Source organism: Sphingomonas montana, assembly GCF_001956315.1.
Taxonomy (GTDB): Bacteria; Pseudomonadota; Alphaproteobacteria; order Sphingomonadales; family Sphingomonadaceae; genus Sphingomonas_R; species Sphingomonas_R montana.
Map to the genome: position 1 here is coordinate 1 of NZ_MOLY01000009.1, position 12,769 is coordinate 12,769.

Consider the following 12,769-nt stretch of genomic DNA (forward strand, 5'->3'; position numbering starts at 1 on the left):
GCCACCCATCCCGCCGCCCCCGGCCGCGCCGCTCGCCGCTGCCGCCGCGGCCGCCCAGGCCCCCACGACCCGCTGGCTCGAAGACAGGAAGACGCAGATGACGATCGGTATCGGCAGCCTCGCGATCGCCGGCATGGCCGCGGCACTCGTCGCCGCGCCCCCCGCCGCCGTCACCGCGCCCGCCCCCGGCAGCGCTGCGTTCGGAGAAGCGGTCCGCACCTACATCCTCGACCATCCCGAAATCATTCCGGAGGCGGTCGCCAAGCTCCAGCAACGCGACACCGACAATGTCCTCGCCACGAACCGCACGGCGCTCCAGACGCCGTTCAGCGGCGCATGGGCCGGGGCCGCGAACGGCGATGTCGTACTGGTCGAATTCACCGACTATGCCTGCGGGTTCTGCCGCGCCAGCGTGCGCGACATCGATCGGCTGTTGGCGGAGGACGGCAAGCTCAAGATCGTCTACCGCGAAATCCCCATCCTGGGGCCGGGTAGCGAACAGGCCGCCACGCTGGCGCTCGCCGCCGCGCGCCAAGGCCGCCACGCCGCCGTTCACCGCGCACTGTTCGCCGCCGGATCGCCCACCGACGCGAAGTCCGCGCAGGTCGTCGCCGCCACCCGGCTCGATCCCGCCGCCACCGCCCGCGACCGCGCCGATCCCATCGTGGCGAAGGAGATCAGCGACAACCTCGCGCTCGCCCGCGCCATCGGCCTTACCGGCACGCCCACCTTCGTCGTCGGCAACCGCATCCTCTCCGGCGCCGTCGGCTACGACACGCTCAAGGAAGCCATTGCCGAAGCGCGGAAGGGCTGATCCTTCCTAAAGCCCCTCTCCTTCAGGGGAGGGGTTGGGGTGGGGGCAACAGCACTCCAACCGCAACGTCGCGACGGCGAGTAGGTCAGCCCTACCCCAATCCCTCCCCTGAAGGAGGGGGGCTCAGGAGTTCCCGAGAAATGCCCCATCCCGAACAACAATATCTCGACCTCCTCCACCGCACCTGGACCACCGGCGACGAGCGCCGCGACCGCACCGGCGTCGGCACCCGCTCGCTGTTCGGCGCACAGCTCCGCTTCGATCTCGCGAACGACGCCGTCCCCCTGCTCACTACGAAACGTGTCGCGTGGAAGGTTGCCGCGCGCGAACTGCTCTGGTTCCTCAGCGGCTCCACCAACATCCGCCCGCTGATCGAACAGAATGTCCATATCTGGACCGACTGGCCGCTCGCCCGCTACAATCGCGACACCGGCGCGAACGTCGACCGCGCCACGTTCGAGGCGATGATCCTCGCCGACGACGCGTTCGCGGCGGATTACGGCGATCTCGGCCCGGTCTACGGCAAGCAATGGGTCGACTGGCCGGTGTACGAGCCGCAGCCCGACGGCCGCTTCGTCCGCGCGCAGACCGGCATCAACCAGATCGCGCTGCTGGTCGAAAGCCTTCGCCACAACCCCGGCAGCCGCCGCCACATCTTCACCGGCTGGAACGTCGCGGAGCTGGACGGCATGGCGCTACCCCCCTGCCACATGACGTACCAGTATCACGTCGCCGCCGGCCGCCTGTCCGGCATGCTCTGGCAACGCAGCTGCGACCTCGGCCTCGGCTACGCCTTCAACGCCTTCTCCGCCGCGCTCCTGCTCCGCATGCTCGCACAGCAGTGCGACCTGGAACCCGGCGACCTCGTCTGGTCCGCCGGCGACGCGCACGTCTACCTGAACCACGAACATCTCGTGACGGAACAACTCAGCCGCGTGCCCCAAGGCACCCCCAAACTCCGCCTGTTGCGCCGGCCGGACAGCATCTTCGACTACCGCATCGAGGATTTCGAGGTTTACGACTATACCCCGATGGCGGGGATCAGCGCACCGGTGGCGGTTTGATGGAATGTCCGGAAGTGGTGGTAAGTGGACGTTAAGCAGGCTTCGTCAAACACCCCCGCTCGACATCGCCACAAACCACATGAATCCAAGCAGGATTGCAAACATCCATGCATTCAGAAAAGCGACGACAAAACGTGACTGACGAATAGCAAGCATTGTAGCTGCCGGTATAATGACGCCAGTAAAAAGAAAGCCGAGAGAACCGTAACGATACCAAAGCTCTTGCTCACGACTTGAATAGGGGCCTCGAGCCATGCCTGCGGTGAGGAATTCTATGATTACAACGTTGGCAATGAGCATTGCCCAGACGTCTCCGGCGTTTCGAGGCCGTTCCTGCTCAATCGGATGATGGGGTTCCATCGAAGCAACATGGCGGGGTTTGCGAATGTCCACAACTGGGCGATAGCTGACATCGCCAGCTCGCCCCCTCACCCAGCCTTTGCCAGTTCCTCCGCCACCAGTTCCTTGCGGCTCAGCTTGCCCACCAGCGTCCGCGGCAGCACGTCGCGCACCTCCACCGCCACGCAGCGTTCGTGCTTGCCCACCAGCGGGTTGAGCCAGGCCATGAGCTCATCGCCCGTCACCCCGGCCCCTTCCATCAGCGTCACGAACGCCTTCGGCCGTTCGCCCTGATAGGCGTCGGGCACGCCGATCACGATCGCGTCGCGCACCGCGTCGTGGCGGTACAGCACCGTCTCCACGCGGCTCGGGAACACCTTGAACCCGCCGACCGAGATCATGTCCTTCAACCGATCGACGATGCGGACATAGCCGTCTTCGTCGATCACGCCCACGTCGCCGGTGCGCAGTCCGCCGCCGGCAAAGGTCGCGCCGTCCTGCTCCGGCCCCAGGTCCGGCCGGTTCCAGTATCCCACCATCACCTGCGGCCCGTGGATCACGATCTCGCCCGGCTCGCCCGGCGGCGCATCGCGCGTCGCATCCTCGCGGTCGACCAGCCGGATCGTGGTGGCGGGCAGCGGCTGCCCGATCGTCCCCGTCTTAGCCAGCCCCTCATAGGGATTGGTCGCCGCGATCCCGCTCTCGGTCAGGCCATATCCCTCGACCAGCACCGCGCCGGTCGCCGCCTCGAACCGCGCCTTCACCGGCCCGGCCAAGGGCGCGCCGCCCGATATGCACACGCGCAGCGACGACAGGTCCGTCGTCGCCAGCTTGGGATGGTCCATCAGCGCCTGGTACATCGTCGGCACGCCCGGCAGGCTCGTCGCCTTCGTGCGTTCCACCGCCGCCAGCACCGCGGCCGCATCGAACCGCGGCAGCAGCACCATCGTCCCGCCGTTCGCCACCGTCCGGTTCAGCACGCAGGCATTTGCAAAGATGTGGAACAGCGGCAGCGCCCCGACGATCCGATCGGGCGCGCCCGCCTCCGGATCCACGTCGATGATCTGCCGCGCATTGGCGGTCAGGTTCTGATGGGTCAGCATCGCGCCCTTCGGGCTGCCGGTCGTTCCGCCGGTATACTGGATCAGCGCCACGTCGCGCGCGGCATCCATCGCCGGTTCCGGAAACCGCCCGTCATTGGCGATCAGCGCAGAAAACGTCGTGATCCGCGCATCGTCCGGCCGCGCGGCGACCTCCTTGCGCTTCAGCAGCCGGTACAGCAGCGACTTGGCCGGCGGCAAAACCCCCGCGATCGACCCGACCACCAGCCGCTCCAGCCCGCTCGCCGCCAGCACCTTGACGGCGGTCGGCAGCAGCGCCGTGGCCGACAGCGTGAACAGCACGCGCGTGCCCGAGTCCTCCACCTGATGCGCCAGCTCCTCCACCGAATATAGCGGCGAGAAATTGACCACCACCGCGCCCAGCATCAGCGCGCCATAATAGGCCGCCACATAATGCGGCACATTGGGCAGGAACAACCCGATCCGGTCACCGCGCACGACCCCCATCGCATGCAGCCCCGCCGCCACCCGCCGCGCCCCGTCCAGCACCTCTGCATAGCCATAGGTCCGCCCCATGAAATCGATCATCGGCGCATGCGGCACCCGCGCCACCGCGCCCGCCAGCATCTCCGGCACGGTCATCGCCGGATAGCGTTGGTCCCATGGCTTCGGATGGGCATAGCCGGTCGCCCAGAGATTCTGATCGCGCATGACGTTGACGTAAGCGGAACTGACGGTCAGGGCAACGCCGTTCCGCACGGAAAGACGGCACTCGCTATCCGGTAACGAAGCCGACGCTTGCCGCGAAACGGCGGACACCCGCGCTTCGAGGATGACGCGACCGGGACGAGGGAGCGCCAGGCGGGGACAAGCCACTCCTGCGTTATCGCGCATTCAGTCCCGTCTGACCTTGCGTTGCGCGACCACAGCGACTCCGGCCTGGATCTCGGCAGCAACATCCCTTCAGGCAGCGGTCCATCCGATCCACGCACGGAATAGACGCCCACGGAGCCTTCGCCATTTCCGCCCTGCCGATCGCGACCGTCTTGAAGTCGACATTCATCCCGCAATCCATTCACGACCATATCTGATCCGCAGCACGGCTACCCGAGGCCGTTTCAGGGATCATCGCCTACGTCATCCGGATCGGGCAGTATCTTGTCCACGCGATACGCAGCCGGCCTGTCAGGCACCTGCCCGTCTCGGGTCCGTTGCGGCGTGATCCGACCATTGTTCACCGATCAAGCCTGCGCATCATCGCGGATTGTCGACGGTGACTCTCCCGCCGGACTGACAGGCCAACCGGCGGACGGGTCGATCACGTCTCTCGGCCGGGCGGGGCACGGTGCAGATCCTCGAGGCCGGTCAAGGTCATTGCATCTGCTCTATCGCCCGGCGGCGCGCCATTCGACCGCGCACTCGGCATTCACCTCGACGCCTTTGCGTATTTCCTCCAGCACTGCCTCGGCGGTCATCCCGATCGGATACGGCGTCGGCAACTGCGGTGCATAGGCGACCGCCACGCCGCCGCGAAAGAACACCTCGATAACGGCACGATAGTCGTTCCGGCGATATTCCATGAGTTCCCGATCGATGGATCGCACGGACGCGTCCTCGTCATTCACCGCTTCGGCAAGATTGATCTTCTTGAAGGAGAGATTCATTTGTTCATCCAATCGTGAAAACGCGCGAGATCAAACTCCTTCAGCGAAGCAGTGCCCGAGTTGACCGCCTCGACGATGCGCGGCCGTTCTGTGGTGATGTAGATCGATTCCGCCCGCGGGCTGTCCAGATAGGCATGGATATCGCCGCTCGCGCCACCGGTGAAGCGGGCGGAGGCAGTGTCCCAGACTCGGCTGGCATCCGCCGGCTTCAGCAACGGATCGGAACCGCGAAATATGTCGATCTTGTCGAGCACGCGTCCGCCGCTTGTCTGCTCGATGGTTGTCCGACCAGTGACAGCCTTGGCTTCGGCCCAGGATCTGGCCGAGTTCCATTCCATCGCGCCGCCTGGACCCGTCGGCAACAGTCTGCCGCCCGACCAGAAGGTCGCCGTCCCGGGCTTCGTCGATACGTCCATCTGGTCGGCGAACTCGTCCAGAACGGCCTTCCGGTCTTCGTAACTGAGCTTTTTCAAGCCCTCGCGGGCGTCTTCGATCTCCGCCTTGGTCGATGCTGACGACAGCTTGGCCGCGGCGGCGGTACGGGCTTCGTCGCCCGCCGCGCCAACCGCGGCGGGCGGTCTCGCTCCGCCGGCCCGCGCCTCCATCTGGCGTCCCAGCGCCTTGGCGCCGGTCTGCGCGGCGCGCACCAGGCCGGTCGCCTCGACCTGGGCCAGCGCGGGGCCGATCGCGCGTGCGGCACCGCCCAGCGCGGGCAGGATGCCGACCACCACCGCCGCCCACCGGACCCATTCGGGCACCTCCGACTGGATCGGCAAGGGCGATGTCGTGCCACCGCCGATGAACACGTTGCGCGATCCGCCGACGATTACCGCGCCGCACGTCACCTTGTCGCCGACGCGTCCTGCCGGCCGGCGGTTGACGAACACGCTGGCCGATCCCTGCGCGACCTTTCCCGCGTCGCAGCTTTCTGCATCGGTCACCCGCGCCGCGGGCAGCCGGTTGATGAGGACGTCCGGCGAACCCTGGCTGATCGCCCCGGACGGCGCGCCCATCGATGACGATCCCAGTGCCTCGCCGGCATCCTCGGCCATTCCCATCAGCGCACCGCCGACCACCGCGTTCACCGCGAACTCACCGACCGTCACCACCACGCCTGCCACCAGCGGCGTCGCCAGCCCCGCCGTCGCGATTTCCACCGCGGCCGCCGTCGCGACCATCCCGACGACGACCGCCACCCCCGCCGCGGCCGCCAGTCCGATCAGCGCACCGGCCACGAACCCGCCCATGGCGTGGCTGTGCGCGACCGGATCCTGGAACCGGGCCGCTGGCTGCGCGCCGCCGCTCATCCCCCGCCACCGATCTGCCCGGTCGATCCGCTCTCCCGCGGCACGAAGCCGGCGATTGCCGCCATCACCACGTCGTATACGGGCGTGGGGAACGGCGTGGGGTGGGTCGCCGTGAAGATCAGCAGCCGCCGCCCGTTCGCCCGCCGGCACGTCAGGATCTGGTCCATCGTCCCTTCGGTGGAACGCCAGCGCGTCAGCAGCGCCTCGCCCGTCACGTCCGGCCATGCCACCGGCACCCGGCCGTGCAACGTGAATTCCGGCAGCGTCGCCTGCAAACGTCCGGTCTCCGCGCGCATATAGTCACCGACTTCCATGCCGACCGGCAGGGTCTCGCGCGTGATGACGAGACTGGCGGTCGCGCGGCCCGCACCGGGCACGCGCAGGACGTGGATCGTCTGGTCTTCCCACGTTCCCGGCACGTCGAGTGGAAGCGTGCCTTCATTGATCGCGTACAGCGTCTCGTCGCTCATCCGCTCCCCCCTTCGCCTGGCGCCGTCGTCATGCAGGATCAGGCCTAGCCTACTTCATGTAAAGGGTCAGTGACATAGCCAGGCGGTCCATCGATTCCGGACTGCCCAACTGAAACGCGGTCGCGGGACCGCACCCGCCCCGCCCCGGACGCAGCCGGCAAGCCCACCGTTTCTCCATACCGCGCCGGGGCAAGGCCCCCTGTCGCGACTCCAGCCTTGCCCCACCGCACCCCGCCACCCATCTCCCGCCCGACAGGCGTGAGCCGGCTTGCCGCGCACGAACAAATCTGGAACAGACCGCTTCATGCTGACCCATATTTCCGTGCGCGGCGCGCGCGAACATAATCTCAAATCCGTGAACGTGGAGATTCCGCGCGACAAGCTGGTGGTCATCACCGGCCTGTCAGGCTCCGGCAAATCCTCGCTCGCGTTCGACACGATCTATGCGGAGGGGCAGCGCCGCTACGTCGAATCGCTCTCCGCCTATGCCCGTCAATTCCTCGAACTGATGCAGAAGCCCGACGTCGATCATATCGAGGGGCTTTCCCCCGCCATCTCGATCGAACAGAAGACGACCAGCCGCAATCCGCGCTCCACGGTCGCCACCGTGACCGAGATCTACGATTATATGCGCCTGCTCTGGGCGCGCGTCGGCATCCCCTATTCGCCCGCCACCGGCCTGCCGATCAGCGCGCAGACCGTCAGCCAGATGGTCGACCGCGTCGCAGCACTCCCGGCCGGCACGCGCTTCCTGCTGCTGGCCCCCGTCGTGCGCGGGCGGAAGGGCGAGTACCGCAAGGAAATGGCGGAGTGGCAGCAGGCCGGCTTCACCCGCGTCCGCATCGACGGCACGATGCACGAGATCGAGGACGCCCCCGCGCTCGACAAGAAGTACAAGCACGACATCGAGGTCGTCGTCGACCGCATGGTCGTCGGCCCCGACATCGCGACGCGCCTGGCGCAGAGCTTCGAGACCGCGCTGAAGCTCACCGATGGCCTCGTCTATGTCGACCTGGTCGACGCGCCCGCCCCTGCCGACGCGATCCCCGCGGACGAGGCGCTGGCGAAGAAGAAGTCCGTCGCCGGCAAGAACATCCCCGACAACCGCATCGTGTTCTCGGAAAAGTTCGCCTGCCCCGTCTCGGGCTTCACCATCGCCGAAATCGAACCGAGGCTCTTCTCGTTCAACGCACCGCAGGGCGCCTGCCCCGCCTGCGACGGCCTTGGCGAGAAGCTCTATTTCGATCCGCAGCTCGTCGTCCCCAACGAACATCTCTCGCTCAAGAAGGGCGCGGTCGTCCCCTGGGCGAAATCCAACCCGCCCTCGCCCTACTATATGCAGGTCCTGGCCAGCCTTGCGAAGGCCTACGACTTCTCGCTCGACACCCCCTTCAACGCGCTCAGCGAGGAGCAGCGCGCCGTCGTGCTGCGCGGCACCGGCGGCAAGGCCGTCACGCTCCGCTTCATCGACGGCCGCAAGTCCTACGAGGTCGAAAAGGCGTTCGAAGGCGTCATCGGCAACCTCGAACGCCGGATGCTCTCCACCGACAGCGCGTGGATGCGCGAGGAACTGGCCAAGTACCAGTCCGCCGCCCCCTGCGAAGTCTGCGGCGGCGCGCGCCTGAAGCCGGAGGCGCTCGCCGTCAGGATCGCGGGCGAGGACATCTCGCTCTCCACCAGGCGGGCGGTCGGCCCCGCGCTCGCCTTCTTCCGCGCCATGCCGGACAAGCTCAACGACCAGCAGCGCCAGATCTCCGCCCCGATCCTCAAGGAGATCGTCGAACGGCTCGGCTTCCTCGACAATGTCGGCCTCGATTATATCAGCCTCGACCGCACGTCCGGCACGCTCAGCGGCGGCGAAAGCCAGCGCATCCGTCTCGCGTCGCAGATCGGCTCCGGCCTGTCCGGCGTCCTCTACGTGCTCGACGAACCCTCGATCGGCCTGCACCAGCGCGACAACGACCGCCTCATCGTCACGCTGAAGCGGCTCCGCGATCTCGGCAACACCGTCATCGTCGTGGAACATGACGAGGATGCGATCCGCACCGCCGACTATGTCATCGACATGGGCCCCGGCGCGGGCGTCCACGGCGGCGCCATCGTGGCGGAGGGCACGCTGCAGCAGATCCTCGACAACCCCGACAGCCTGACCGGCGACTACCTCACCGGCCGCCGCATGGTCCCGCTGCCCACCAAGCGCCGCAAGGGCAACGGCAAGAAGGTCACGGTGAAGGGCGCCCGCGCCAACAATCTGAAGAACGTCACCGCCTCGATCCCGCTCGGCACCTTCACCTGCATCACCGGCGTGTCGGGCTCGGGCAAGTCCACCTTCACGCTCGACACGCTCTACGCCACCGCCGCGCGCACGCTGAACGGCGCACGCATGCTGGCCGGCCACCACGAAACCATCACCGGCCTTGAATATCTCGACAAGGTGATCGACATCGACCAGTCGCCGATCGGCCGCACCCCGCGCTCCAACCCCGCCACCTACACCGGCGCGTTCACCAACATCCGCGACTGGTTCGCCAACCTCCCCGAAAGCCAGGCGCGCGGCTACAAGCCCGGGCGGTTCAGCTTCAACGTCAAGGGCGGCCGGTGCGAGGCGTGCCAGGGCGACGGCGTGCTCAAGATCGAGATGCACTTCCTCCCCGACGTCTACGTCACGTGCGACGTCTGCCACGGCCACCGCTACAACCGCGAAACGCTGGAGGTGAAGTTCCGCGGCCGCAGCATCGCCGACGTGCTCGACATGACGGTCGAGGACGCGGTCGAGTTCTTCAAGGCCGTCCCCCCCATCCGCGACAAGATGGCGATGCTGGCGGAGGTCGGGCTCGGCTACGTCAAGGTCGGGCAACAGGCGACCACGCTGTCCGGGGGCGAGGCGCAACGCGTCAAACTCGCCAAGGAACTCGCGCGCCGCGCCACCGGCAACACGCTCTACATCCTCGACGAACCGACCACCGGCCTGCATTTCGAGGATGTCCGCAAGCTGCTGGAGGTCCTCCACGCGCTCGTCGAACAGGGCAACAGCGTCGTCGTGATCGAACATAATCTGGAGGTCATCAAGACCGCCGACTGGGTCATCGACCTCGGCCCCGAAGGCGGCGACAAGGGCGGCGAAATCGTCGCCGTTGGGACGCCCGAGCAGGTCGCGAAGGAACCGCGGAGTTACACGGGCGGGTATTTGAAGCCGTTGCTACAAACTAAGAAAGTTTGAGAGCGGCCAGATTGACCTTTCTCTACAGTTTCTCGGGGGGAAATTATCTATGGCGAAACCACGGGTCTTTATCAGTTCAACATACTATGACCTAAAGACATTGAGAACTGACCTTGAACATTTCGTTCGGGATCAAGGATATGATCCCGTGCTTTTCGAGCGGGGACAAGTGGCCTACGGAAGCGAATCCCCTCTCGAGGAGTATTGCCACCGTGAGATTGAGAATTGTGATATCTTAGTCTCGATCATCGGTGGTAAAATTGGTACAAATTCAACTCGTGGACATTATTCCATTTCCCAAGCCGAATTAAATACCGCAACCGAGAGCGGAAAACAGGTTTATATTTTTATTGAGCGAGATGTATATAACGAGTATCGTACATACTCGCACAACCGGGAAGCGCAGGTTAATTTGCAGTCTGTCAATGACAAGCGGATATTTGAATACATCACAGAAATTTATGATCTTCCGTATAGCAATGCTGTAATGGCCTTCGACATCGCATGATATTGTTGTTCTACTTAAGGAACAATGGGCTGGATTATTTCAACGTCTTCTTTTGACGAATGCGAGTCAGCCCTCGGTCGCCTTAGTCGCTGAACTTCGGCAATCGCTAGAAACATCAAGAATGCTGGCAGAGGTTCTTGCTGCCGAACGCAATCGTGGAGACTCTATTGTTGAGGACATATTACTGACATCTCATCCAATATTTGGCGAGATACGGGAGAAGATGAAAATTCCGTACCGAGTCTATTTTACTAACAAACTTGAACTCGATGCATGGATGAAAGCACGAACTTTTAAGCCTGAGACAGTGTTTGAGACTGATGACGATTATTTCGAGTGGGAAAATAATACACTTCAGTCAGGAAAAATGATCGGCCGAGTTCAAATCCTAAAGTCATTATTCGAAGACGACCTACGTTTAAAAATCATTGCTCTCGATAATTGGCAAAAGATTTCCGTCAAGTACACTATTTACGAAAAAACTAAAATTACTGACCCGCTAGACGAAGACATTCCGTTTTAGCCTCCGAACCGAGCCCTACCGCTACCCGCAAAGCTGCGTTGATCGGCGATTGCTACCCTGGCTTATCCGCCCGGAACTTCTCAACCACGTCCGGGTCCAGCTGCAACGTCACCTGTTGCTTGGCCGCCGTACCCAACGGCGATCGACCCGCACGAGTCAGCGTCCCCGTAGCGGGACGAATGACCTTGCCACCGACGCTGATCTCGGCACGGTCGAACATCTCGTCGCTCCACTCCGGCGCATCGTCCCACTCAATCGGCGTATCTGGTTTCTCTTCGCTCACCGCACCCTCTGTGCCGACGTCATGCCGTCGCGCGCTATGACTAAACGACTTCGACGAACCGTTCCCCACGAGCCAGCATCGGTTCAATCGCGTCCCACCTTACCGCCAGCCAATCGCGCAGCGCCACGTTGCTGGCGTTGCCGCACCGGAGCCACAGAAATCCGAACCGATCCGGCAGGCGCAGGATCACGAAGTCCTCGTCCTTGCTCACGATGATTCGATCTTCCGCCACGGCATAATCTGCAATCACGCCATCAGCAGCGGCGAGCAACCCAACATCGCTGACGTGAACTGCGTCGTGCCCCCGCCCCGCCAGCCATCGGCAGAGTCCCGGCGGCAGCTGCGCGTCGACGAGGAACCTCACTCCGCCGCCGCGACGACCGGATGATCCGCAGTCCGTGCCGCAAAGCGCAGACAGGCGCGCACGTCATCGACCGTCACATAGGGAAAGTCCGCGACGATCTCTGCCTCGCTCGCGCCGTCGGCCAGCATCTCGAGGATATCGACCACCCGCATCCGCGTGCCGGCCACGACCGGTCGTCCGCCGCAGACCGCCGGATCGATCGCCAGTCGTGGAAAGCCGTGCATCTGCATGATGGAGATGTGCGATGTCCGCAAACTCCGGTCAAGCACCACGCCGGCCCGCCGTCCCGACCCCACGAAAATCCTGTCCTACACACCCCGAACAGGCATATCTCCCCGGTCCCCTTGGAACATCCGGAGGACCGTCCATGCCCCGCTTGCCGCATCCGCCCGCCGCTCCGGTCGTCCGACCGGATCAGGCCACGCCCCCGGCCCACCGGATCGACCCGACCCGCGTCGATGACGACCATCCCGCCGTCCGCGACTGGCTGGCGCATATCGCCGCCGGGCGGATCGGTGCGCCGTTGCCCGTGAACCCGGTCGTCGTCGCGGTGCGCGACCACAATGCCGCCCTGATCGCACGCCGCGCACAGGCGGCACGCGCCGCGGGCAAGCAGCCATGACCGCCCCCGTCCCAGTCCAAGTCCCCCAGCCGGGCCACCCCGCCCCCGACGTCCAGGCCCCGCTCCCCGCCCGCCACGACGGCTGGATCCCGGCGCGCCAGAAGCGCTTCCTCGAAGCGATCGCGGACGGCGCCACCGTGGAGGATGCGGCGCGCGCCGTCGGGCTCACCGCCACTGCCGCCTACAGCTTCCGCAGGCGCGCGCCCGGTGCCGCCTTCGCGCTCGGCTGGGCCGCGGCGAACCTGCACGCGCGCGAACGGCTGGCCGACACGCTCGTCGCCCGCGCGCTGGAGGGGCAGGTCGAGACCATCACCCGCCCCGACGGCAGCGTGATCGAGCGGCACCGCTACGACAACCGGCTCGGCCTCATGATGCTCGCCCGGCTCGACCGCCAGGCCGCCGACACCATCCCCGCGTCCGCGTCCGCCGCCGGCGGACCGACAGGCGTGCCCGGCGCCGCGCGCACCGTCGCCGCCGGGTTCGACGCCTATCTCGACCTGATCGCCGCCGACGCCGGCCCCGCCCGCGCC

Annotated in this window: 14 protein-coding genes and 1 pseudogene; 7 read left to right on the forward strand and 8 right to left on the reverse strand. The window is 65.4% G+C overall.

What is annotated here, in order from left to right; all coding sequences use genetic code 11:
* Positions 1–814: DsbA family protein (locus BKY59_RS06650; protein ID WP_338056517.1), on the forward strand; the 814-nt coding region annotated here is incomplete at its 5' end.
* A 140-nt stretch (positions 815–954) separates the two neighbouring features.
* Entirely contained in the window at positions 955–1,878 is a 924-nt protein-coding gene (gene thyA / locus BKY59_RS06655) for a thymidylate synthase (protein WP_076069921.1), read from the forward strand.
* Between the two features lie 45 nt (positions 1,879–1,923).
* On the opposite strand, the gene BKY59_RS17280 is transcribed toward thyA, so the two are convergent.
* The 5 genes from BKY59_RS17280 to BKY59_RS06675 all read right to left on the reverse strand — a co-directional run bounded on the left by BKY59_RS17280 (position 1,924) and on the right by BKY59_RS06675 (position 6,719).
* Positions 1,924–2,271 carry a hypothetical protein gene (locus tag BKY59_RS17280; RefSeq protein ID WP_129586235.1) on the reverse strand — a complete coding sequence of 116 codons (348 nt, stop codon included), beginning with the start codon at positions 2,269–2,271 and terminating at the stop codon, positions 1,924–1,926.
* Between the two features lie 35 nt (positions 2,272–2,306).
* A complete protein-coding gene (locus BKY59_RS06660; RefSeq protein ID WP_076069941.1) occupies positions 2,307–3,989 on the reverse strand; it encodes a long-chain-fatty-acid--CoA ligase in 1,683 nt (560 codons plus the stop codon).
* 674 nt (positions 3,990–4,663) lie between these two features.
* Entirely contained in the window at positions 4,664–4,942 is a 279-nt protein-coding gene (locus BKY59_RS06665; RefSeq protein WP_076069923.1) for a hypothetical protein, read from the reverse strand.
* Positions 4,939–6,249 carry a PAAR domain-containing protein gene (locus BKY59_RS06670; protein WP_076069925.1) on the reverse strand — a complete coding sequence of 437 codons (1,311 nt, stop codon included), beginning with the start codon at positions 6,247–6,249 and terminating at the stop codon, positions 4,939–4,941. Before BKY59_RS06670 ends, BKY59_RS06665 begins: the two co-directional genes overlap by 4 nt.
* Entirely contained in the window at positions 6,246–6,719 is a 474-nt protein-coding gene (locus tag BKY59_RS06675) for a DcrB-related protein (RefSeq protein ID WP_083671934.1), read from the reverse strand. The genes BKY59_RS06670 and BKY59_RS06675 overlap by 4 nt, the downstream gene beginning before the upstream one ends.
* A 304-nt stretch (positions 6,720–7,023) precedes the next feature.
* Between BKY59_RS06675 and uvrA the strand changes: the two genes are divergently transcribed.
* The 3 genes from uvrA (at position 7,024) to BKY59_RS17290 (ending at position 10,970) form a co-directional block, all read left to right on the forward strand.
* Complete coding sequence (gene uvrA, locus BKY59_RS06680; RefSeq protein WP_076069926.1) at positions 7,024–9,939, forward strand: excinuclease ABC subunit UvrA; 2,916 nt, start codon at positions 7,024–7,026, stop codon at positions 9,937–9,939.
* A gap of 49 nt (positions 9,940–9,988) precedes the next feature.
* Positions 9,989–10,447, forward strand: a complete 459-nt coding sequence (locus BKY59_RS17050) for a DUF4062 domain-containing protein (RefSeq protein WP_083671935.1) — start codon at positions 9,989–9,991, stop codon at positions 10,445–10,447.
* A gap of 121 nt (positions 10,448–10,568) precedes the next feature.
* The gene (locus BKY59_RS17290) at positions 10,569–10,970 is read left to right on the forward strand and encodes a hypothetical protein (RefSeq protein ID WP_129586238.1); all 402 of its coding nucleotides are present in this window, start codon (positions 10,569–10,571) and stop codon (positions 10,968–10,970) included.
* A 52-nt stretch (positions 10,971–11,022) separates the two neighbouring features.
* Here the strand turns inward: BKY59_RS17290 and BKY59_RS06690 are convergent, their stop codons facing one another.
* From BKY59_RS06690 to BKY59_RS06700, 3 genes are read right to left on the reverse strand one after another with little or no spacing between them, the layout of a single operon-like run.
* Entirely contained in the window at positions 11,023–11,253 is a 231-nt protein-coding gene (locus BKY59_RS06690) for a BrnA antitoxin family protein (protein ID WP_076069929.1), read from the reverse strand.
* 40 nt (positions 11,254–11,293) lie between these two features.
* Positions 11,294–11,617, reverse strand: a complete 324-nt coding sequence (locus BKY59_RS06695; RefSeq protein ID WP_076069932.1) for a DUF5615 family PIN-like protein — start codon at positions 11,615–11,617, stop codon at positions 11,294–11,296.
* Positions 11,614–11,847 carry a DUF433 domain-containing protein gene (locus tag BKY59_RS06700; protein WP_129586239.1) on the reverse strand — a complete coding sequence of 78 codons (234 nt, stop codon included), beginning with the start codon at positions 11,845–11,847 and terminating at the stop codon, positions 11,614–11,616. The genes BKY59_RS06695 and BKY59_RS06700 overlap by 4 nt, the downstream gene beginning before the upstream one ends.
* Positions 11,848–11,984: 137 nt before the next feature.
* On the opposite strand from BKY59_RS06700, the gene BKY59_RS06705 reads away from it, so the two are divergent.
* Together BKY59_RS06705 and BKY59_RS06710 are read left to right on the forward strand one after the other, a co-directional pair.
* Positions 11,985–12,239 (forward strand): hypothetical protein, encoded by a 255-nt coding sequence (locus tag BKY59_RS06705; RefSeq protein WP_076069935.1) that lies wholly within the window; start codon positions 11,985–11,987, stop codon positions 12,237–12,239.
* Positions 12,236–12,769 (forward strand): annotated as a pseudogene (locus BKY59_RS06710) (hypothetical protein); the annotation flags it as partial. The gene BKY59_RS06705 and the pseudogene BKY59_RS06710, both read left to right, overlap by 4 nt.

Excerpts from the sequence above, each read along its gene's own strand:
- BKY59_RS06670 (WP_076069925.1), bottom strand. The coding sequence starts at position 6,249 with ATGAGCGGCGGCGCGCAGCCAGCGGCCCGGTTCCAGGATCCGGTCGCG.
- BKY59_RS06700 (WP_129586239.1), bottom strand. The coding sequence starts at position 11,847 with ATGCAGATGCACGGCTTTCCACGACTGGCGATCGATCCGGCGGTCTGC.
- BKY59_RS17290 (WP_129586238.1), top strand. The coding sequence starts at position 10,569 with ATGCTGGCAGAGGTTCTTGCTGCCGAACGCAATCGTGGAGACTCTATT.
- BKY59_RS06705 (WP_076069935.1), top strand. The coding sequence starts at position 11,985 with ATGCCCCGCTTGCCGCATCCGCCCGCCGCTCCGGTCGTCCGACCGGAT.
- BKY59_RS06660 (WP_076069941.1), bottom strand. The coding sequence starts at position 3,989 with ATGCGCGATCAGAATCTCTGGGCGACCGGCTATGCCCATCCGAAGCCA.
- BKY59_RS06665 (WP_076069923.1), bottom strand. The coding sequence starts at position 4,942 with ATGAATCTCTCCTTCAAGAAGATCAATCTTGCCGAAGCGGTGAATGAC.
- BKY59_RS06675 (WP_083671934.1), bottom strand. The coding sequence starts at position 6,719 with ATGAGCGACGAGACGCTGTACGCGATCAATGAAGGCACGCTTCCACTC.
- BKY59_RS17050 (WP_083671935.1), top strand. The coding sequence starts at position 9,989 with ATGGCGAAACCACGGGTCTTTATCAGTTCAACATACTATGACCTAAAG.
- thyA (WP_076069921.1), top strand. The coding sequence starts at position 955 with ATGCCCCATCCCGAACAACAATATCTCGACCTCCTCCACCGCACCTGG.
- uvrA (WP_076069926.1), top strand. The coding sequence starts at position 7,024 with ATGCTGACCCATATTTCCGTGCGCGGCGCGCGCGAACATAATCTCAAA.